Source organism: Coralloluteibacterium thermophilum (assembly GCF_042654365.1).
GTDB classification, from domain to species: Bacteria; Pseudomonadota; Gammaproteobacteria; order Xanthomonadales; family Xanthomonadaceae; genus Coralloluteibacterium; species Coralloluteibacterium thermophilum.
Genome location: NZ_JBHSGG010000035.1, coordinates 44441 through 63900, shown reverse-complemented (window position 1 = coordinate 63900; position 19460 = coordinate 44441). Strand labels below are relative to the sequence as shown.

General features: G+C 72.0%; 22 protein-coding genes. 17 read left to right on the top strand and 5 right to left on the bottom strand.

Annotated features, from left to right (window positions below; genetic code table 11):
* Nucleotides 1-45 precede the first annotated feature (45 nt).
* Entirely contained in the window at nucleotides 46-489 is a 444-nt protein-coding gene (locus tag ACFO3Q_RS12940; RefSeq protein WP_377005142.1) for a DMT family transporter, read from the top strand.
* A 34-nt stretch (nucleotides 490-523) separates the two neighbouring features.
* Here the strand turns inward: ACFO3Q_RS12940 and dinB are convergent, their stop codons facing one another.
* Nucleotides 524-1594 carry a DNA polymerase IV gene (gene dinB / locus ACFO3Q_RS12935; protein ID WP_377005141.1) on the bottom strand — a complete coding sequence of 357 codons (1071 nt, stop codon included), beginning with the start codon at nucleotides 1592-1594 and terminating at the stop codon, nucleotides 524-526.
* 149 nt (nucleotides 1595-1743) lie between these two features.
* Here dinB and ACFO3Q_RS12930 point away from each other — a divergent pair, with 149 nt between their 5' ends.
* The 3 genes from ACFO3Q_RS12930 to ACFO3Q_RS12920 are packed head-to-tail and all read left to right on the top strand — an operon-like array spanning nucleotide 1744 to nucleotide 3225.
* The gene (locus ACFO3Q_RS12930) at nucleotides 1744-2175 is read left to right on the top strand and encodes a PepSY domain-containing protein (protein ID WP_377005140.1); all 432 of its coding nucleotides are present in this window, start codon (nucleotides 1744-1746) and stop codon (nucleotides 2173-2175) included.
* Between the two features lie 40 nt (nucleotides 2176-2215).
* The gene (locus ACFO3Q_RS12925; protein WP_377005139.1) at nucleotides 2216-2623 is read left to right on the top strand and encodes a VOC family protein; all 408 of its coding nucleotides are present in this window, start codon (nucleotides 2216-2218) and stop codon (nucleotides 2621-2623) included.
* Nucleotides 2620-3225, top strand: coding sequence for a DUF924 family protein (locus tag ACFO3Q_RS12920; RefSeq protein ID WP_377005138.1), 606 nt, complete (start codon nucleotides 2620-2622; stop codon nucleotides 3223-3225). Before ACFO3Q_RS12925 ends, ACFO3Q_RS12920 begins: the two co-directional genes overlap by 4 nt.
* A 72-nt stretch (nucleotides 3226-3297) precedes the next feature.
* Here ACFO3Q_RS12920 and ACFO3Q_RS12915 read toward each other — a convergent pair whose 3' ends face one another.
* Nucleotides 3298-3810 (bottom strand): ferritin-like domain-containing protein, encoded by a 513-nt coding sequence (locus tag ACFO3Q_RS12915; RefSeq protein ID WP_377005137.1) that lies wholly within the window; start codon nucleotides 3808-3810, stop codon nucleotides 3298-3300.
* Between the two features lie 43 nt (nucleotides 3811-3853).
* Complete coding sequence (locus ACFO3Q_RS12910) at nucleotides 3854-4753, bottom strand: manganese catalase family protein (RefSeq protein ID WP_377005136.1); 900 nt, start codon at nucleotides 4751-4753, stop codon at nucleotides 3854-3856.
* 332 nt (nucleotides 4754-5085) lie between these two features.
* Between ACFO3Q_RS12910 and ACFO3Q_RS12905 the strand changes: the two genes are divergently transcribed.
* The 4 genes from ACFO3Q_RS12905 (at nucleotide 5086) to ACFO3Q_RS12890 (ending at nucleotide 8193) form a co-directional block, all read left to right on the top strand.
* Nucleotides 5086-5301, top strand: a complete 216-nt coding sequence (locus ACFO3Q_RS12905; protein ID WP_377005135.1) for a hypothetical protein — start codon at nucleotides 5086-5088, stop codon at nucleotides 5299-5301.
* Between the two features lie 73 nt (nucleotides 5302-5374).
* Complete coding sequence (locus ACFO3Q_RS12900) at nucleotides 5375-6145, top strand: NRDE family protein (protein ID WP_377005134.1); 771 nt, start codon at nucleotides 5375-5377, stop codon at nucleotides 6143-6145.
* Between the two features lie 6 nt (nucleotides 6146-6151).
* Nucleotides 6152-7324: a hypothetical protein gene (locus tag ACFO3Q_RS12895; protein ID WP_377005133.1), complete on the top strand. Its 1173-nt coding sequence runs from the start codon at nucleotides 6152-6154 to the stop codon at nucleotides 7322-7324.
* A 77-nt stretch (nucleotides 7325-7401) separates the two neighbouring features.
* Nucleotides 7402-8193 carry a DUF2884 family protein gene (locus ACFO3Q_RS12890; RefSeq protein ID WP_377005132.1) on the top strand — a complete coding sequence of 264 codons (792 nt, stop codon included), beginning with the start codon at nucleotides 7402-7404 and terminating at the stop codon, nucleotides 8191-8193.
* Between the two features lie 75 nt (nucleotides 8194-8268).
* On the opposite strand, the gene ACFO3Q_RS12885 is transcribed toward ACFO3Q_RS12890, so the two are convergent.
* Nucleotides 8269-8925, bottom strand: a complete 657-nt coding sequence (locus tag ACFO3Q_RS12885; RefSeq protein WP_377005131.1) for an OmpW/AlkL family protein — start codon at nucleotides 8923-8925, stop codon at nucleotides 8269-8271.
* Between the two features lie 281 nt (nucleotides 8926-9206).
* Here ACFO3Q_RS12885 and ACFO3Q_RS12880 point away from each other — a divergent pair, with 281 nt between their 5' ends.
* The 4 genes from ACFO3Q_RS12880 (at nucleotide 9207) to lpdA (ending at nucleotide 15241) form a co-directional block, all read left to right on the top strand.
* Nucleotides 9207-9989: a DUF2884 family protein gene (locus ACFO3Q_RS12880; RefSeq protein WP_377005130.1), complete on the top strand. Its 783-nt coding sequence runs from the start codon at nucleotides 9207-9209 to the stop codon at nucleotides 9987-9989.
* 120 nt (nucleotides 9990-10109) lie between these two features.
* Nucleotides 10110-11843 carry a dihydrolipoyllysine-residue acetyltransferase gene (aceF, locus tag ACFO3Q_RS12875; protein WP_377005129.1) on the top strand — a complete coding sequence of 578 codons (1734 nt, stop codon included), beginning with the start codon at nucleotides 10110-10112 and terminating at the stop codon, nucleotides 11841-11843.
* A gap of 7 nt (nucleotides 11844-11850) precedes the next feature.
* Entirely contained in the window at nucleotides 11851-13413 is a 1563-nt protein-coding gene (locus ACFO3Q_RS12870) for a GNAT family N-acetyltransferase (protein ID WP_377005128.1), read from the top strand.
* A 43-nt stretch (nucleotides 13414-13456) separates the two neighbouring features.
* Nucleotides 13457-15241 (top strand): dihydrolipoyl dehydrogenase, encoded by a 1785-nt coding sequence (gene lpdA, locus ACFO3Q_RS12865; protein WP_377005127.1) that lies wholly within the window; start codon nucleotides 13457-13459, stop codon nucleotides 15239-15241.
* A 272-nt stretch (nucleotides 15242-15513) separates the two neighbouring features.
* Here the strand turns inward: lpdA and ACFO3Q_RS12860 are convergent, their stop codons facing one another.
* Nucleotides 15514-16434, bottom strand: a complete 921-nt coding sequence (locus ACFO3Q_RS12860; protein ID WP_377005126.1) for a TonB-dependent receptor — start codon at nucleotides 16432-16434, stop codon at nucleotides 15514-15516.
* A 236-nt stretch (nucleotides 16435-16670) separates the two neighbouring features.
* Here ACFO3Q_RS12860 and ACFO3Q_RS12855 point away from each other — a divergent pair, with 236 nt between their 5' ends.
* From ACFO3Q_RS12855 to ACFO3Q_RS12835, 5 genes are all read left to right on the top strand, one after another.
* A complete protein-coding gene (locus ACFO3Q_RS12855) occupies nucleotides 16671-17048 on the top strand; it encodes a hypothetical protein (RefSeq protein ID WP_377005125.1) in 378 nt (125 codons plus the stop codon).
* 71 nt (nucleotides 17049-17119) lie between these two features.
* A complete protein-coding gene (atpB, locus tag ACFO3Q_RS12850) occupies nucleotides 17120-17917 on the top strand; it encodes a F0F1 ATP synthase subunit A (RefSeq protein WP_377005124.1) in 798 nt (265 codons plus the stop codon).
* A 58-nt stretch (nucleotides 17918-17975) separates the two neighbouring features.
* The gene (gene atpE, locus ACFO3Q_RS12845; protein WP_377005123.1) at nucleotides 17976-18275 is read left to right on the top strand and encodes a F0F1 ATP synthase subunit C; all 300 of its coding nucleotides are present in this window, start codon (nucleotides 17976-17978) and stop codon (nucleotides 18273-18275) included.
* A gap of 96 nt (nucleotides 18276-18371) precedes the next feature.
* Nucleotides 18372-18842, top strand: a complete 471-nt coding sequence (locus ACFO3Q_RS12840) for a F0F1 ATP synthase subunit B (RefSeq protein ID WP_377005122.1) — start codon at nucleotides 18372-18374, stop codon at nucleotides 18840-18842.
* 38 nt (nucleotides 18843-18880) lie between these two features.
* Nucleotides 18881-19411: a F0F1 ATP synthase subunit delta gene (locus ACFO3Q_RS12835; protein ID WP_377005121.1), complete on the top strand. Its 531-nt coding sequence runs from the start codon at nucleotides 18881-18883 to the stop codon at nucleotides 19409-19411.
* Nucleotides 19412-19460: the final 49 nt, after the last annotated feature.

Here is a 19460-nt window from a genome sequence, read left to right as displayed (position 1 = left end):
CCCAGCCCCCAGCCCCCAGTCCCCAGTCCCCAGCCCCCGCCTCCGATGCCCGCCGTCCCCATCGTCCTCGCCGTCCTCATCGGCGTCCTGTTGCCGTTGCAGGCGCTCATCAACGCGCGCCTGGGCGTGCTGACCTACGGCGCGCTCTTCGCCGCCTTCATGTCGTTCCTGGTCGGCACCGCCCTGCTCGCGGTGGCGCTGCTGGTGACGCGGCCGGCCGCGGTGGGGCCGGGACTGGGCGCAGTGCCGCCCTGGGCGTGGCTCGGCGGCGCGATCGGCGCACTGTTCGTGTTCGCGGGCACCGCCCTGGTGCCGCGGCTCGGCGCGGGCGGCCTGATCTGCCTGGTGGTGTTCGGCCAGCTGGTGGGTGCCCTGGTGCTCGACCACTTCGGCGTGCTCGGCACGGCGCGCCCGGCCGATCCCTCGCGCCTGCTCGGGGCGCTGCTGGTCGCGGCGGGCGCCCTGCTGGTGGTGAAGCCCTGGCGCTGATCCCCGTCGGGCCGCCGACGGCGGGCACGCAGGCTCAGCAGGGGAGGTCGAGGCTGCCCTGCAGCAGCAGTGGGTCGTCCGCCTCGACCAGGTTGCCCAGGCCCACGCCGACCAGCCGGTAGCGGGTGCTCCGCGGCAGTTCCACGCGTGCGCGCAGGTCGAGGGCGATGCGCGCGAAGGCGGCCAGTCCGGACGGCGGCCGCGGCGGCGACAGGCTGCGCGTGAGGATGCGGAAGTCGGCTGTCTTGAGCTTGAGCACGACGGTACGGCCGATCCGGCCCTCGCGCCGTGCGGCCGTCCAGGCGCGCGCGGCCAGCCGCTCGATGTGGGGCGCCAGCGCGTCCAGCGGGAGGTCGGTCTCGAAGGTGTCCTCGGCCGAGACCTGCAGCGACGGGCGCTGCGGCTGCACCGGGTTCTCGTCGATGCCGCGCGCCAGCCCGTGCAGGCGCCGGCCCCAGCGCCCGAAGCGGGCCTCGAGCGCCTCCAGCGGCAGGGCCCGCAGGTCGCCGACGGTGGACACGCCCAGCTCCGTCAGCTTCGCCTCCATCACCCGCCCCACCCCCGGCAGCCGGCCGACCGGCAGCGGGGTCAGGAAGGCCTCGATCCGCCCGGGATGGAGCACGAAGAGGCCGTCGGGCTTGCGCCAGTCGGAGGCGATCTTGGCCAGGAACTTGTTGGGCGCGATGCCGGCCGAGGCGGTCAGGCCGGTCTCGGCGCGGATCTCGGCGCGGATGGCCTGCGCCACCGCGGTCGCCGTGGGCAGTCCCGCGCGGTTCCGGGTGACGTCCAGGTAGGCCTCGTCGAGCGAGAGCGGCTCGACCAGGTCGGTATGGCGGTGGAAGATCGCCCGGACCTGGCGCGACACCGCGCGATAGCGCGCGAAGTCGGGCGGCACGAACACGCCGTCCGGGCAGAGCCGCCGCGCACGGGTGCCCGGCATGGCGGAGCGCACGCCGTAGGCGCGCGCCTCGTAGCTCGCGGCGCACACCACGGAGCGCGGCCCGCTGCCGCCGACGATCACCGGACGCCCGCGCAGCGCGGGATCGTCGCGCTGCTCCACGCTCGCGTAGAAGGCATCCATGTCGATGTGGACGATCTTGCGCATGCGTGGCGGCCCGGCGTCGGGCGCGCATTGTCGCGCGCCGCGCGCCGGCGCCGCAGCGGCAAGATGAACGGCCCGCCGCGCCCTTCACTTCCTCCTGAGCGCGCCGCGCCAAGAGTGCGTCACCTCCCCGAAGAACGAAGAGGTGAACCATGCACAAGCGACTCCTGGCCCTGCTCGTCGCGGGCGCCTTCGCCTCGGGCGCGGCGCTCGCGCAGACGCCCGCCTCCGGCTCCATGACCGCCAGCGAGGTCCGCCAGGCCCTCACCGAGGCGGGCTACACCGAGGTGCGCGACGTCGAGTTCGACGACGGCCTCTGGGAAGCCGACGCCACCAGCGGCGACGGCCGCCGCATCGACGTCCGCCTCGACCCGGCGACCGGCAAGATCTATCCGGACACCGCGACCTCCGCACTGACCGCCGACGACATCAAGGCCTCGCTCACCGCCGAGGGCTACGCGAACGTGCGCGACGTCGAGTTCGACGACGGTCTGTGGAAGGCCGAGGCCGACCGCAACGGCCGCAAGGTCGAGCTCCGCCTCGACCCCGAGGACGGCCGCGTCGTCACCGAACGCGACGACTGAGGGTTCTAGACTCCGGCCTCCGTCCACCCCGGAGGCCGGCATGCCCGGATTGCTGATCAACATCGACGTCGAGGACCTCGAGCGGGCCGAGGCGTTCTACTGTGCGGCGCTCGACCTGCGGGTCGGACGCCGCTTCGGCGGCGGCGTGCTCGAGCTGCTCGGCACCGACGCGCCGATCTACCTCCTCGAGAACAAGGCCGGCACGCGCGCCGCGGCGGACAGCGTGCGCGACTACGCGCGGCACTGGACGCCGGTGCACGCCGATTTCGTCGTGGACGACCTCGACGCGGCCTGCCGCCGCGCGCTCGCCGCGGGCGCCAGCGCGGAAGGCCCGGTCCGCAGCCATGCCTGGGGACGCATCGCGCAGTTCGCCGATCCCTTCGGCAACGGCTTCTGCCTCGTCGCGTTCAGCGAGCGCGGCTACGACGCCATCGCGGAGGACGCATGAACCGTCCCGACGCCGAGGCCGTGCTCGCCTTCTGGTTCGACCGTCCGCTGCCCGCGGACCGCCCGGTCCCGGGCGAGGCCATCGACCGCTGGTTCCGTGCCGACCCGGCGCTGGACGCGCAGATCGAGGCGCGCTTCGGCGTCCTGGTGACCGAGGCACTGCACGGCGCGCACGACGACTGGTGCGCGAGCGCCGACGGTTGGCTGGCGCTGCTGATCGTGCTCGACCAGTTCCCGCGCAACCTCTATCGCGGCGACGCCCGCGCGTTCGCCGGCGACCCGCGGGCCCAGGCCATCGCACTGGACGGCATCGCGCGCGGCAGCGACCGGCTGCTCGCGCCGGTGCGGCGGGCCTTCGCCTACCTGCCGCTGGAGCACGCCGAGGACGTGACGCTGCAGGAGCGCGCGGTGGCGCTGTTCGAGGCGCTGGAGGCCGAGGCGCCGCCCGCGCAGGCGGAGGCCTTCGCGCTGTTCAGCGACTATGCCCGCCAGCACCGCGACGTGATCGCGCGCTTCGGCCGCTTCCCGCACCGGAACGCCGCCCTCGGTCGCCGCAGCAGTCCTGCCGAGCAGGCCTGGCTCGACGCCGGCGGCGGGTTCTGACGGCCGGACACGACGACGCCCGGCGGTTGCCGGGCGTCGTCGTCGCGGAGGGCGCCTGGATCGGCGCCCGGATCAGCGCTTGGCTTCCGTGTCCGGCGCCGCGTCGCGGGCCAGGAAGGCCTGCACCACCTGCGCCTGGTTCTCGGCGAGCCAGCGGCCCATGGCCTCCTCCTGTTCCAGGATCTGCTCGCAGACGCGCCGCGTCTCGGCGTCGCCGCAAGCGTCGGCCGCCGCGATCAGCGCGCGGTAGGTCGCCTGTTCGAGGTGCTCGAAGGCGTAGCTGATGCCCATGCCCTTGACCACCTCGTCGCTCATCATCGCGCCGCCCAGGCCCTGGAAGGTGGCCATCATCTTGCCGGCGGCGTCCTTCATGGTCGGGATGCTGCCGCCGAGCCGGGTGATGCAGCCCTCCAGAAGCTGCTTCTGGCCCTCGGTCTCCTTGATGTGCTCGGCGATCCGCGCCTCCAGCGCCGGGTAGTGCTTGATGCGCTCGGACTGTGCCTTGAGCATGGTCTCGGCCTGGGCCTCCATGGCGTGCGCGTCGCGCAGCCACTGAAGCAGACGTTCCTTGGGATCGGTTGCCATCGTCGTCTCCTTTGTCGGTTGTAGTGGTTGGAGCGGGTGGGTTTCAGACGGCCTCGCCGTCGCGCTGCTTGGGAGCGCCGACGCCCAGGTCGAGCCCGGTCAGCGGTTCGGAGGTCGGGTCGGAGGCGAGCCGGTCGGCCATCGCGGCCACCGCGTCGGCGGACGTGCCGTCGAGCTCCACCGTGGCCGAGCCGCCGCCGCCGTCCACGTCGAGCTGTTCCTCGCGGTCGTCGACGTACTCCCAGGGCTCGCCCTGGTTCCACGGGCCGCGCATGTCGCCCGGGCCCTGCGAGGTGTTGATGTAGAGGTTGGCGTACTGCGGCACCGGCGGCAGCTTGCCGGGCGGGAAGTTGTCGGTCATGGAGTACAGCGCGCGCTCGAAGGAGCGCTGGTGCGCGACCTCGCGCGTCATCAGGAAGGCCAGCGCGTCCTTGATGCCGGGGTCGGTGGTGACGTTGATCAGGCGCTCGTAGACGATCTTGGCCCGCGCCTCGGCGGCGATGTTCGAGCGCAGGTCGGCGGTGGGCTCGCCGATGGAGTCGATGTAGCCGGCGTTCCACAGCTGCCCGGCGGAGTTGATCAGCGCGGGGCCGCCGCCGTAGAGGATGTGGGTGACGTGGCTGTCGTTGCCCGCGCCCTGCAGCGCGCGGTAGGCCTCGGCTTCCTGGTCGATCGCCTCGGCCAACCGTCCCTTCGCGCCCTTGTTGAGCATGGCGATGATGGTGCCGATCACCTCCAGGTGGCTGAGCTCCTCGGTGGCGATGTCGAGCAGCATGTCCTTGCGGCCCGGATCGTCCTCGGCGAGGCCCTGGGTGAAGTAGCGCATGGCCGCGGCGAGCTCGCCCTGCGGGCCGCCGAACTGCTCGAGCATGAGGTTGGCGAGGCCGGGGTTCGGCTCGGAGACGCGGACGGTGTATTGCAGACGCTTGTTGTGCGCGAACATCGGTGGTGGCTCCTGGATGGCTGCCGTTGGCGCGGGGGACGCGTACAGCACGAGGGGGAATCTCGACCTTGCGGGTTCGCGGGTTGAGCGCACGTCGAGGTGCGGGCGCCGGATCGAACGCCTGTCGGCCTGTGCGCGCCAGCGTTTCATCGCGGCGCGCCGAACTCACGGGCCATGGACATGCCCCTGCACGCCGGACTCGCGTGCATGTACCGCGGCTGTCGCAGGACCCCATGGCCGCAGCCGCCGACGGGCACGGGCCGCGGCGTGCTCACGTGCATCTCCGGTGTCCTCGGCTATTCGTGTCGTCCCCGACGAGGAGGCGTTCCCGAATGACTGCACACGATCCCTTCTTCAGCGACATCCAGGACATCGCGGAGCGGAAGGCGAGGCTCGTCGAGGCCGCGCGCGACCTCTGCGAGACCCTGCGCGCCGGCCTGGCCGCCCTGGCCGGTAAGGGCGAGCAGGGCCGCACGCTGGCCGCGCAGGTGGACCGGCTCGAGGAGCTCGTCCGGCTGATCGGCGAGATCGACTCCGGGACCGCGTGAGGCGCATCGTCCGCTGCGCGCCCGGCGCGCGTGGGTGCACCATGCCGACCTCCGCACGCTGCAGCCTTCGACCATGTGCCTGATCGCCCTCGCCTGGCGCGTCCATCCGCGCTGGCCGCTCGTCCTGGTGGCCAATCGCGACGAAGCCCATGCCCGTCCTGCGGTCGCCGCGGGGCCGCACCCGGAACACCCCGGCGTGTACGGCGGGCGCGACCTCCTGCAGGGGGGCGGCTGGCTGCAGGTCGGCCCGCAGGGACGGCTTGCCGCCGTCACCAACGTGCGCCGCGGCCTCGCCGATGCCGCCGGCGGCCGCTCGCGCGGCGGCCTGGTCACCGGCTTCGTCGCCGGCGGACTGGGCGCGGAGGCGGCAGCGCGGGCGCTGGAGCGCAATGCGGTCGCCTATGGCCGGTTCAACCTGCTGCTCGCCGACGGCGCTGCGCTCTGGTACGTCGGCAACCATCCGGCATGGCGCGCGCATGCGGTGCCCGAGGGCGTGCATGCGGTCTCGAACGGCGACTTCGGCGCGGACTGGCCGAAGAGCCGCCATGCCGCGGCGGCGCTTTCCGCCTGGCTGGAGGCGGGGGACGAGGAACCGGCGCGCCTGTTCGCCGCCATGGCGGACGAGAGCGTCGCCGCCGACGCCGAACTTCCCGATACCGGCGTGCCGCCTGCCCTGGAGCGCGCGCTGTCGCCGGCCTTCATCCGCGGCCGCGACTACGGCACCCGTGCCACCACGCTGGCGTTGGTCGCGCCGGGACGGGTGCACCTGCGCGAGCAGCGTTTCGGCCCGGACGGGCAGCGCAGCGGCGCGACCTCGATCGCGTTGATGTTCGCATCACGTTGAGACCGGATGCGCAAGGCTTCCGGCACTCGTGCCCCGACCACAGGCGCTGAAGGAGACAGCATGGCTACCAAGCGTTCGACCCCGGCGAAGAAAGCGGCCGCGCGCGGCACGTCCGCCGGCCAATCCAGGGCCCGCACCGCGGGCGGCGCGTCCTCCGCGCGCAAGGGCGGCGCGGGCGCCGCCGGAACCGCCCGCAAGGCGATCGATGCGCTCGGCGCGGCGGCCGGTCGTGCCGGTGCCGCGTTGAAGTCGGCGGTCGGCCGCGGCGGCAACGGTGCCGGACGCGGCAGCGCGATGCCGGCCGCCGGCGCCGCGCGCGCCGGCGCCAAGAAGACGGCGGCGAAGTCCACCGCGAAGAAGTCCAGCGCGAAGAAGACCGCGGCAAAGAAGTCGGCCGCCAGGACGACAGCGGCCGGGAAGACGACGGCGAGGAAGGCGACAGCGAAGAAGACGACAGCGAAGAAGACGACGGCCAGGAAGGCGGCCGCGGGCGCCCGGAAGACCACGACCGCCCGCTCGGCGACCGGCTCCACCGCGACGGGCAGGAACGCGGCGAAGAAGACCGCCGCCAGCAAGGCCGCGGGGAAGAAGGTCGCGACGAAGACGGGCGCGGGCACGAAGAGCGCCGCGGCCACGAAGAGCGGCGCGAAGAAGGGCGCCACGAGGACGACGGCAGGTGGAACGTCCTCCGCGACGCGCGGGAAGAGCGCGTCCGGCCGCAGCGACGGCGCCGCGCCCGCGAAGACCGCCCGCAAGACCGCGACCCGTAGGACGGCGACGCCGAAGAAGGCCTCCGGCGGGACGCCCCGCAAGGCCGCGGGAAAGCGCGCGGAGGAGACATCGCCGGCGTCCGGCGGTGGCCGCAGCGGCCGTTCGTCGTCGCGTTCCGCCGGCGGCGGAGCGGGTGCCGGCGCGCAGGAAAGCGGCTCCGCGATCACGCCCGAGCGGGCGCTGGCCAACACGCAGGCGCTGCTGGAACAGAAGAAGGCGGAGGCGGCGCGCAGCGAGCCCTATCCGGGCGCGCCCCCGAACGACTCCGGTGCCCCGGCGTCCGTCGGCGATGCCATCGCCCGCCAGAGCGGCGCGCTGCCGACGACGGAGCACGACGGCGGGCGCGCCGACGACCATGCCGATCCCGCCAGCCGCGGCAGGACGCTCAACCGCCGCGAGCCCACGTGAGCCGAGGGCCCGCGGCCGTGTCGCCGCGGCGCTCGGGTTCAGTGCGAGTTCGCGCGCCGCAGGACAAGGTGCGGCGCATGCGCGCCTTCAAGAAGACCTCCCTGCACCTCCTCGTCCTCGGCTGTTGCCTGCACCCCGTCGCCGGGGCGCAGGCCCAGGCCGGCATGCCCGATCTCGAGGGCATCTGCGGCGCCAGCAGCAGCTACGACCTGAGCCTCGACGGCCAGCGCCTGCTGTTCGAGCGGGCGGCCCCTGCGCCCCAGCGGCTCGAACTCGCGCCCGACGGCGCCCTGGAGGTGGACGGTGTCGCCGCCCGCCTGAACCTCGAGGACCGCGACCGGCTGGCGCTGATCTCGACCCGCGTCCACGCGCTGGTGCCCGAGGTCCGGGCCCTGGCGCGGCGCGCGGTCGATCTCGCGGTCGAGGCGGTGCGCGAGCAGGCCGCGGCGACGACCGGCCGGGGCGACGCGGAGCTCGACCGCGTGCTGGAGGCGCGCCGCCGTGAGCTGCATGCGCGCATCGACGCCAGCCGCAGTACCCGCGACTGGCAGGGCGATGCCTTCGAGCGCGACATGCAGGCCATCGTCGCCGAGATCGTGCCGCTGGTCGCGGCCGGCCTGGGCGAGCGTGCGCTCGCGGCCGCGATGTCGGGCGACCTGGCCGCTGCCGGGCGCCTGCGCCAGGACATGGTCGGCCTGCAGGGTGCGCTGGAGGCGCGTCTGGGCGCGAAGCTCGCCCAGCTCGAGCCCGAGGCGCGCGGCCTGTGCCCGCGCCTGGAGGAGATCGACCGGCTCGAGTCCGGGCTCAGCGTGCGCCCGGCCGGACGGCCCTTCGACCTCGTCCACATCGACCGCGCCGCCGTGCGCTGAGGACGCGCCGCCGCGCTTTCCGGGAAAAGAAAAAGGCCCGCGGATGCGGGCCTTTTTCGCGACGCCGCGCTTCGATCAGAAGCGGGCACCGATGCCGACGCTGTACACCCACGGATCGAGGCGGGCTTCGCCCACGCCGGTCCCTTCGAGGCGCAGGCTCGGGCGGCTGTGCAGGTAACGCGCGTCGGTGCGCACGAACCAGGTTTCGCCGGCCAGCAGGTCGACGCCGATGGTGCCCATCGCGCCCTTGGCGGTGGTCACGCCGACGCGGGTGCCTTCCAGCGGGCCGACGCCGCGCTCGTTGCTGTAGTTGGTCTCGTGGTAGCCGAGGCCGATGAACGGGCGGAAGGTGTCGTTGAAGTTGTGGCCGAACTGCACCGACAGGCCCAGCGGCTGCGAATCCAGCGTGGCGGCCTTGACGCCGTTGTAGGTGGCGTCGTGGCTGAACTTGTCCACCGCGCCCCACAGCTCGATGCCGAAGGCGTCGTTGTAGAGCCAGCTCAGGCTCAGGGTGCCGGTGTTCGCGCCGTCGACGCGACCCGCGCCGCCGGCGAAGGTGCCGGTGTTGGACTTGGTGTCCATGTGGGCGAAGCTGCCGACGACGTTGAAGCTGTGGCCGGTGCTGGTGCCGTAGGCCCACATGCTGTTGCCGGTCTGGTTCTGCGCGAACGCGACGGGGGTGGCGAACACCGCGCCGCCGATGGCGAGTGCGAGAAGCTTGGACGTACGCATGATCTGAACTCCTGTCTCTTTTTTGTCGATCGTCCGTCGGGGTGCCGGACTCGCCGGAGACATTAGGAACCGGGGCATGAATACGTGATTAGGTGATGACCGTGTCATTACGAAAAATTCAGGACCCTTTAATGATTCGCTAACCTTGGCGCTTAACGCCCTGCGTCACCCGGCCGTGACGTCCTCCACCCTGCCGCAAGTCACTCCTGCAAGAGGCACGGGCGGCACCTCTGGGCGCGGAGGATCCTTCGCTCACGGACACTGCCGCGAGGAAGGAAACGATGCGCCTGACGACGATGGGACTGGTGGCGGCGCTGGCCGCGGCGGGGCCAGTGGCCGCCGGCGTGGAAGGGGCGTCCGGCGGCACCCGTTGCAGCATCCAGAGCGACTACGCGGCGCGCACGCACGGGAAGGCGTTCGTCTTCGAGCGCCAGGGCGACGGCGGGCCGACGCGGGACGTCGCCATCGGCGGCGGCAGGCTGTGGCTGGACGGCAGCGAGGTCGTGCTGTCCGCGGCGGACGGTCGCCGCATCCGCGAGATCGAACGCCTGCTCGGCGAGGCGGTCCCCCTGCTCAGGGAGGTCGCGCTCGACGCCGTGGACATCGCCTTCGCCGCACTCGGCGAGGTGGCGCGCGGCTTCGGTGCGCAGCCCGAGGCGCTGGCGCGGCTGGATGCCGGCCGCGAACGGCTGCGGGCGCGCTGGAACGAGGGCGCCGCGCTGGCGTTCGGCGGCGGAGGCCGGCTGCAGGGTGCGGAGACGGAGGCGCTCGCCGCCGACCTGGTCCGCCCGATCCTCGCCGAGTTCATGCCGGGACTGGTCGCCGGCGCCGTGCGTGAATCGCTGGCCGTCGCGCTGCGCGGCGGCCAGGGCGCCGACGGCTTCGAGGCGCGGATGGCCCGGATGGGCGAGGAGATCGAGCGCCGGGTGACGGGTCCGGCGGCGGCGCTCGAACCCAAGGCCGAGGCCCTGTGCGCCGCCGCCCGCCGGATCGAGGCCCTGCAGTCCGCCCTGGACCTGCGCCTGCCGTCCGGCGACGCGCTGCGCCTGCTGCGGGCGGACTAGGCGTCGTCGCGCGCGGGCCCATACGCCCGCGTCTCGTGGCCAGCGGTGTCATCGCGCTTGGCGTCCATTGCCGCTGGGGCGACAATGGATGCCTTGTCCATTGAATCAGGTGTCGTGCGCATGGCCGCGATGAAGGAAGCCAAGGTCCCCGATATCGGCGACTTCGACGAAGTGCCCGTGATCGAGATCCTGGTCCAGGTGGGCGACACCGTCGCCAGGGACCAGGGGCTGGTCACGCTGGAGTCCGACAAGGCGACCATGGAGGTGCCCTCGTCCGTGGCCGGCGTCGTGCGCGAGATCAAGGTCAAGGTCGGCGACAGCATCGGCGAAGGCGCCGTGGTCGCGGTGATCGAGGAGGCCGGCGAGGACGCCGCCGCCGCCGCCCCTGCCCCTGCCGCCGCACCCGCACCCGCACCCGCCGTGCCGGAAGGGAAGAAGGCGGCCGCCGCGCCCGCTCCGGCGCCGGCCCCTGCCGCTTCCGGTGGCCTGCAGGAAGCGCGGGTCCCCGACATCGGCGATTTCGACGCGGTACCGGTGATCGAGCTCCTGGTCCAGGTGGGCGACACGGTCGCCAAGGACCAGGGTCTGGTCACGCTGGAATCCGACAAGGCCACGATGGAAGTGCCCTCGTCCGTGGCCGGCGTGGTGCGCGAGCTCAAGGTCAAGGTCGGCGACAGCATCGGCGAGGGCACGGTCGTGGCCCTGATCGAGGCCGAGGGCGGTGCGTCCGCCGACGCTGCCGGAGCCGAGCCCGCCTCGCGGCCGACCGCCGTGGAGGACACCACCGCGTCCGAGGCACCGCGCGGCGATGCGCGCGGCAACGCGGAAGCGGCCGGCGACCGTCCGCAGGCGGCGCCGCCGGTGTCCGCCGCCGATGGCCCGCGCACGCCGCCGGTGGCCTTCGATGCCGACGCGCTGCTGCCCGCGAAGGTGCCCTATGCCAGCCCCGCGGTGCGCCTGTTCGCACGCGAGCTCGGCGTCGACCTGACCCGCGTGAGCGGCACCGCCCGCGGCGGCCGCATCACCCGCGAGGACGTGCAGCAGTTCGTCAAGTCGGCCCTGGCCGGTGGCGGTGCCGCGGGCGCCGGGCCGGCCGCGGCCGGCGGCGGCAACAGGCTCAGCCTGCTGCCGTGGCCGAAGGTCGATTTCTCCAAGTTCGGCGAGGTCGAGACCCAGCCGCTGTCGCGCATCAAGAAGCTCTCCGGGGCCAACCTCGCGCGCAACTGGGCGATGATTCCGCACGTCACCCAGTTCGACCAGGCCGACATCACCGAGCTGGAAGCCCTGCGCGTCGCGCTCAACAAGGAGAACGAGAAGGCGGGCATCAAGCTCACCATGCTTGCCTTCCTGCTCAAGGCCTCCGCCGCGCTGCTGAAGAAGTACCCGGAGTTCAACGCCTCGCTGGACGCGTCCGGCGAGACCCTCACGCTCAAGAAGTACTTCCACATCGGCTTCGCCGCCGACACGCCGAACGGCCTGGTCGTGCCGGTCGTGCGCGACGTGGACCGGAAGGGCGTGATCGAGCTCGCGCAGGAGACCGCGGCGCTGGCGAAGAAGGCGCGCGACGGCAAGCTCACCTCGGCCGACATGAGCGGCGGCTGCTTCTCGATCAGCTCGCTCGGCGGCATCGGCGGCACGGCGTTCACGCCGATCGTGAACGCACCCGAGGTCGCCATCCTCGGCGTGTCGAAGTCGAGCATGCAGCCGGTGTGGGACGGCAAGGCCTTCCAGCCGCGCCTGATGCTGCCGCTGTCGCTGTCCTACGACCACCGCGTCATCGATGGCGCCCTCGCGGCGCGCTTCACCGCGGACCTGGCGAAGATCCTCGGCGACATGCGCCGGGTGCTGCTGTAGGCCAGCGATGAGCACGGCGCGCGAGACCGCGCGGCTCACCCTGCGCAACGCGACCGTCGCCGACATCCCGGCGGTGGTCGCCCTCACCGAGCGCGTGTACGGCGCCAGCGCCGGCTACAGCCCGGAGATGCTCACCGGCCAGGTCGCGCAGTTCCCGCAGGGCGTGTTCGTCGCGCTCTACGAGGACGAGGTGGTCGGCTACTGCGCGACCTTCCGCATCGACGAGGCCAGCGCGATGCGCCCGCACCGCTGGATCGAGATCGCCGGCGGCGGCTACGGCGCGCGGCACCTGTCCACCGGCGACTGGCTGTACGGCATGGAAGTGTGCGTCGACCCGCGCTTCCGCGGCCTGCGCATCGGCCGGCGCCTGTACGAGCAGCGCAAGCGGCTGTGCCAGGAGCTGGGGCTGAAGGGCATCGTGTTCGGCGGCCGTCTGCCGGGCTTCGCGCGGCGCGCGCGGCAGTACGACAACGACGTCGAGGCCTATGTCGAGGACGTGCGCGCCGGGCGCATCCGCGATCGCGCGCTCAGCTTCCAGCTGCGCAACGGCTTCGAGCTGATCGGCGTGCTGCCGGACTACCTGCCGTTCGACGCGGAGTCGCGCGGCTACGCGGCGCACCTGGTGTGGCGCAACCCGAAGATCGACCCGAAGGCGGGTCCGCGCGGCACCGCCCGGCCGCTGCCGGAGTCGGTCCGCGTCGCCACGGTGCAGTACCAGCAGCGCCGGGTGGCCTCGTTCGAGGAGTTCGCCACCCAGGTCGAGTACTTCGTCGACATCGCCGCGGACTACCGCGCGGACTTCGTGGTGTTCCCCGAGCTCTTCACCCTGCAGCTGCTGTCGGTCGCCAACGCGCCGCAGTCGCCGGTGGATTCGCTGCTCGCGCTCGGGAGCTACACCGAGCGCTTCGCCACCCTGCTGTCGGAGCTGGCGGTGCGCCACAACATCAACATCGTCGGCGGCTCGCATCCGACCCGGACCGGCGAGGGCGACGACGCGCAGGTGCGCAACATCTGCTACGTGGCGCTGCGCGACGGGTCGCTGCACACCCGCGAGAAGCTGCACCCCACGCCCAACGAGCGGACCTGGTGGGGCATCGGCGGCGGCTCGACGGCGCGCGCGATCATGACCGACTGCGGCCCGATCGGGGTCATGATCTGCTACGACGCGGAGTTCCCCGAGCTGGGCAGGCACCTGGTCGACCAGGGCGCGATGATCCTGTTCGTGCCCTTCTGCACCGACACCCGCGAAGGCTACCTGCGCGTGCGCTACTGCGCGCAGGCGCGCGCCGTCGAGAACCAGTGCTACGTGGTGCTCTCGGGCAACGTCGGCAATCTGCCCGGGGTGAACAACTTCGACATCCAGTACGCGCAGAGCTGCATCCTCACGCCCTGCGACTTCCCCTTCGCGCGCGACGGCGTCGCCGCGGACACCACGCCGAACGTCGAGCAGGTCGCCTTCGCCGACCTGCGCCTGAGCGACCTCGTGGTCGCGCGCAACGACGGCACCGTGCAGAACCTCAACGACCGCCGCCACGACCTCTACACCCTGAGCTGGGGGAAGCGGTCGTGACGCGCCGGCGCATTCCCCTATCGACGTTTCCGGAGAACCCGTGATGGCCAACACCCAGGAAGTCAGAGTCCCCGACATCGGCGACTTCGACGCCGTGCCCGTGATCGAGATCCTGGTCCAGGTGGGCGACACCGTCGCCAAGGACCAGGGCCTGGTCACCCTGGAATCGGACAAGGCCACGATGGAAGTGCCGTCCTCGGTCACCGGCGTGGTGCGCGAGATCCGCGTCGGCGTGGGCGACACCGTCGGCGAGGGGGCGGTCATCGCCCTGGTCGAGGCCGCCGCCGACGCCGGTGCGGACGCGCCGAAGGCGGACCCCGGTGCGCAGCCGCCGGTGACGAAGTCGCCCGAAGCGCCGAAGGAACCGGCGCGTCCGGCCGCGCCGCAGGCCGCCGGCGCCTCGGGCCGCACGCCCGACGTCGAGTGCGGCATCGTCGTCCTCGGTTCCGGCCCCGGCGGCTACACCGCAGCGTTCCGCGCGGCCGACCTCGGCCTCGACACGGTGCTGATCGAGCGCTACCCGACGCTCGGCGGCGTCTGCCTCAACGTCGGCTGCATTCCGTCCAAGGCCCTGCTGCATGCGGCCGAGGTGATCGACGCCGCCGCCCACGCGACGGAGTTCGGCGTCAGCTTCGGCCCGCCGAAGATCGAGCTCGACGCGCTGCGCGCCTACAAGGAGAAGGTGGTCGGCCAGCTCACCAAGGGCCTGGCCGGCATGGCCAGGCAGCGCAAGGTGCGGGTGGTCGAGGGCACGGGGCGCTTCGTGTCGCCCCACGAGATCGAGGTCGTCGCGGCCGACGGCGGCACCACGCTGGTGAAGTTCGAGCAGGCCATCATTGCCGCCGGCTCGCAGGCGCTGAAGCTGCCCGGTTTCCCGTGGGACGACCCGCGGGTGATGGACTCCACCGACGCGCTCGCGCTGGCCGACGTGCCGAAGCGGCTCCTCGTGGTGGGCGGCGGCATCATCGGTCTGGAGATGGCGACCGTCTACCGTGCGCTGGGCGCCGAGGTGACGGTCGTCGAGCTGGGCGAGCAGATCATGCCGGGCGCCGACAAGGACCTGGTCAAGCCCCTCGCCGATCGCCTGAAGAAGCAGGGCGTGGTCGTCCACCTCGGCACCCGGGCGGCGAAGGTGGATGCGGACAAGAAGGGCCTGACCGTCTCGTTCGAGGGCACGAATGCCCCTGCCGCGCAGACCTACGACCGCGTCCTGGTCGCCGTGGGGCGGACGCCCAACGGCGGCCGGATCGACGCGGACAAGGCCGGCGTGACCGTGACCGAGCGCGGCTTCATTCCCGTCGACCGGCAGATGCGCACCAACGTGCCGCACATCTACGCGATCGGCGACCTGGTCGGCAATCCGATGCTGGCGCACAAGGCGACCCACGAGGCGCGCCTGGCGGCCGAGGTCGCCGCCGGCGAGAAGCGCGAATGGGTGGCGCGGGTGATCCCCTCGGTGGCCTACACCGACCCGGAGATCGCCTGGGTCGGCGTGACCGAGACCGAGGCGCGCGCCAAGGGCCTCAAGGTCGGCGTCGGCAAGTTCCCCTGGGCCGCCAGCGGTCGCGCCATCGGCCTGGGCCGGACCGAAGGCTTCACCAAGCTGATCTTCGACGAGGACACCCACCGCGTCATCGGCGCCGGCATCGTCGGCGTGCATGCCGGCGACCTCATCGCCGAGCTCGCCCTCGCCATCGAGATGGGTGCCGAGGCCGCGGACATCGCCGCCAGCATCCACCCGCATCCGACGCTGTCGGAGTCGGTGGCGATGGCGAGCGAGGTCTACGAGGGGACGATCACGGATCTGTACATTCCGAAGAAGAAGTAGGTCCGGGAACGGGCAGAGCAGGCAGGGGCACGGCCTGGGGCGTGGGGCATGGGGCGGTTCATCGCTGAGGCTCTACCGCCCTGCCCTGAGCCCTGAGCCCTGAGCCCTGAGCCCCGGCCAGGGCATAGGGCATAGGGCATAGGGCATAGGGCCCACGCCGCACGCCCCAAGCCCCAAGCCCCAAGCCCCAAGCCCAGGGCCCAGGGCCCAGGGCCCGGCCCAACGAAAAACGCCCCGGCTTCCCGGGGCGTTCTCCGTTGCCGCGTGTCGGCTCAGAAGCGGAACGTGACGCCGGCCATCGGGCCGTGCACCTTGAGCTGGCCGGTGATCGTGCCGTCGTAGGCGATCTCGCCGGTGCCGGCCTCCTCGCTCGCAGGCACGGTGCCGCGATAGTCGTCGGAGAGCTTCAGGCGGAACCAGTCGTAGCCGACGTGGATGCCCATGCGCTCGCTGACCAGGTACTCCGCGATCAGGCCGCCGCGCTCGAAGTGGCCGCGTTCGTCGAGGAAGTCGCCCCAGCGGGTGTCGAAGTACTGGCCCTCGATGCTGAAGCGCCAGCGCTCGGCGGGCGCCCAGGTGAGCCGGGTGAACACGCCCGGGGACAGGCCGGTGCGCTTCCACCGATAGGAGACCGACTCGGGGTCGAGATCCTCCGTGGGCGTGGACGTCGCCGTCGCATTGGCCTCAAGCTCCGCATAGGCCAGGCCCAGGCCGATGCCCCAGCGCAGGGTCTCGGTCTCGACCGGCGAATACTCGTAGTTGAGGCTGGCGAGGCTGAAGTTCAGGCGGCCATCGACGTCGACCTCGGGCACCTCGACGGGCTCGTCCGGCACGCCCGGCTCGCCGGGATCGAAGTAGTCGCCCGGGTCGAGGAAACCGCCGCCCCAGGTACGGCTCTGGCTGCGGCGGTAGTCGTAGTAGTTGCCGACCAGGCGCTGGCGCTCGGTCATGCGGAACTCGATCTCGCCCCGCGGGCGCCACTCGCGTCCGAACTCCAGCGTGGCGCCGTCGTCGAAGGTCGCCGTCTCGGTGCCGTCGGTGGCGACGCCGTCGGCGCTGAGGCGCAGGTCTGCGGTCGGGTTGAACGCGCTGAGCCGGAGCGTGAACCGGTCGTCCCAGTTCTGGCCGGAGGCGGGCGCGGCGACGGCGGAGGCGCCGAACAGGGCGAGGGCGAGCGCGTGGGGGGTCTTCATCGTCATCGGGGTCCTTGAGCTTTTTTCTTGTCAGGCGTGGGCGACTGGCGCCGTGCGGTGCAGTTTACGGCCCGCCGCGGTGCGGCGAGCGTGAAGGATGGCCCGCGCGGTGTCCCGGCAGCGGTCCCGGACCGCCGGTGCCGGGGCGCTCCTGCGGCGAAAAGCCGCCTGCTGGCTTGCTGCTGCCTGAAAGCGGCTGCTAAAATCTCGCGGCTTTGGATCGCCCTTCTTCCGGCTTGGCCCCCGCGAACCGCGCCATCGTCCGCAATGCGCTGCTGTTGCCCGCCGTCCAGATCGTTCTGGGTCTGGTGGGCGCGGTCGTGATCGCACTGCTCGGGCATGGCGCGCACGCGAAGGCTTTTCTGGTCGGCGCCGCCGTCGTCGCTGCTGGGTTCGCGGTGTTCGGCTGGCGTACGGGGCTGCAGGCGCCGGTGGTCTCGGCGGGTCGCGTCTTCGCCCGCCTGCTGGTCGGCTCGATCCTGAAGTGGGTCGTGATCGGCGTCGGCCTGGCCCTGGCCATGGCGGCGCCGGCGCTGCCGGCGGCTGCGGTCTTCGCCGGTGCGGTGGCGGCGTACGTGGGCTGCCTGCTGTGCCTGCCGTGGCTGGTCCGCTGACGGCGAAAACGGATGTGCGACCGGCTCCGGCCGGACACTGATCGGAATCCTTTCGGGAATCTTCAAGACTCATGGCAACCGACGCGGAACTCACTCCGACCGGCTACATCCAGCACCACCTCCAGAACCTGACCCTCTCGGTCGGCGAGGGCGGCTTCTGGACCCTGCACCTCGACACCCTGATCACCGCGGTGATCATGGGCCTGATCATCGTCGTGGCCTTCTGGCTGGGCACGCGCAAGGCGACCGCCGGCGTGCCGGGCAAGTGGCAGGCCTTCGTCGAGATCCTCCTCGAATTCGTCGACCGCCAGGCGCGGGACACCTACCACGGCTCCAGCAAGCTGGTGACGCCCATCGCGATCACCCTGTTCTTCTGGATCCTCATGATGAACCTGCTGAAGATGGTGCCGGCGGACTTCATCGCGCGCCCGCTCGAGCTGCTCGGCGTGGGCTACTGGAAGCCGGTGCCGACCGCCGACGTCAACGCGACGCTCGGCCTCTCGATCAGCGTGTTCTTCCTGACCCTGTTCTTCGCGCTCCGCGCCAAGGGCGTGGGCGGTCTCTCCCACGAGTTCCTGACGGCGCCCTTCGGCAAGTGGATGATGCCGTTCAACCTGCTCATCAACATCGTGGAGTGGGTGAGCAAGCCGATCTCGCTGGCGATGCGTCTGTTCGGAAACATGTTCGGCGGCGAGATCGTGTTCCTGCTGATCTGGGTGCTGGGCGGCGCGGGGCTCCTCGGCGCCCTCGCCGGCGGCCTGTTCGGTCTCGGCTGGATGCTGTTCCACATCCTGGTGATCCCGCTGCAGGCCTTCATCTTCATGATGCTCTCGATCGTCTACCTGAGCCTCGCCGAAGACACGCACTAAGCGTTCCGTTCCATCCCTCAACCGTTCCACCTTTCGCAATCACGTTCCGGAGAAAAACATGGAAACCGTTCTGACCACCTTCGCTCAGGTCCAGGCTTCGACCGCGCTGGCCGTCGGCATCATGATCGGCCTTGCCGCGCTGGGCGCCGGTCTCGGTCTCGCCATCATGGCCGGCAAGTTCCTCGAGTCCTCTGCCCGCCAGCCGGAGCTGATCCCGGTCCTGCAGGTCCGCATGTTCATCACCGCCGGCCTGATCGACGCCGCGTTCATCATCTCGGTCGCCGTGGGCCTGCTGTTCGCCTTCGCCTCGCCGCTGGGCAACGCCGTCCTGCAGCAGGCTGGCCAGCTCGCGGGCTGATGCCTGCGGTCGTCCGGCCGCGACGCGGCCGGACCCGGTCCGGGAGCGGCATCGCGCCGCTCCTGCCCTGAGAGCACTTCAGCTAAAGCGCATCCGATGGACATCAATCTGACCCTTCTCGCCCAGGCGCTGGCCTTCGCCGCCCTGATCTGGATCATCGCCACCAAGATCTGGCCGCCGCTGCTGAAGGCCATCGAGGAGCGCCAGCAGAAGATCGCCGAGGGTCTTGCCGCGGCCGACCGCAGCCAGAAGGACCTGGCCCGCGCCGAGGAGCAGGTCAACGAGCTCCTGCGCGAAGCGCGTACCAAGGCGAACGAGATCATCGAGCAGGCCCACGCCCGCGGCAACCAGATCATCGACGCCGCGCGCGACGAGGCCGTGGCCGAAGCCAACCGCCAGAAGGCGGCGGCCGAAGCCGACATCGCCGCCTCCGCGCACCGCGCCAAGGAGGAGCTGCGCCAGCAGGTCGCCGCCCTGGCGGTCGCCGGCGCCGAGAAGCTCCTCCGCCGCGAGATCGACGCCTCGGCGCACAAGGCGATTCTCGACGACCTGGCCGCGCAGCTCTGAGCGCGGTCCGTCCGCCACGATTTCCGGAAGCCTGATCCATGAGCAACGCCATCACCCTCGCACGTCCCTATGCACGTGCCGCGTTCGCGGCGGCGCAGGACGCGCAGCGCGTCCCGCAGTGGTCGGCCGCGCTCGGTTTCGCGGCGCAGGTCGCGGCGGATCCGCGCGCGCAGGCGCTGCTCGGCAGCCCCAAGCTCGACGCCCGGGGCAAGGTCGAGCTGCTCGCGCTGCCTGACGGCAACGACGCGCAGTTCGCGGCGTTCCTCGACCTGCTGGCGGCGAACGGGCGGCTCGGTCTGCTGCCCGAGATCGCCGGTCTGTTCGAGCAGCAGCGCGCCGAGGCCGAGAAGATCGTCAAGGCGCGCGTCACCTCGGCCGTCCCGCTGGACGCCGCCGAGGTCGAGCGCCTCAAGGCCTCGCTCGCCGCGCGCTTCGGTCGCGAGGTCGAGCTGACCACGGCGGTCGACGAGGCGCTCATCGGCGGCGCGGTGATCGATGCCGGCGACGTGGTGATCGACGGCTCGCTGCGCAGCAAGCTGGCGCGCCTCGAGTCGGCGCTCGCCCACTAACGTTTCCACACCTTAGAAGTGGGCGCCACGTCGCCCCGCAACGGGATAC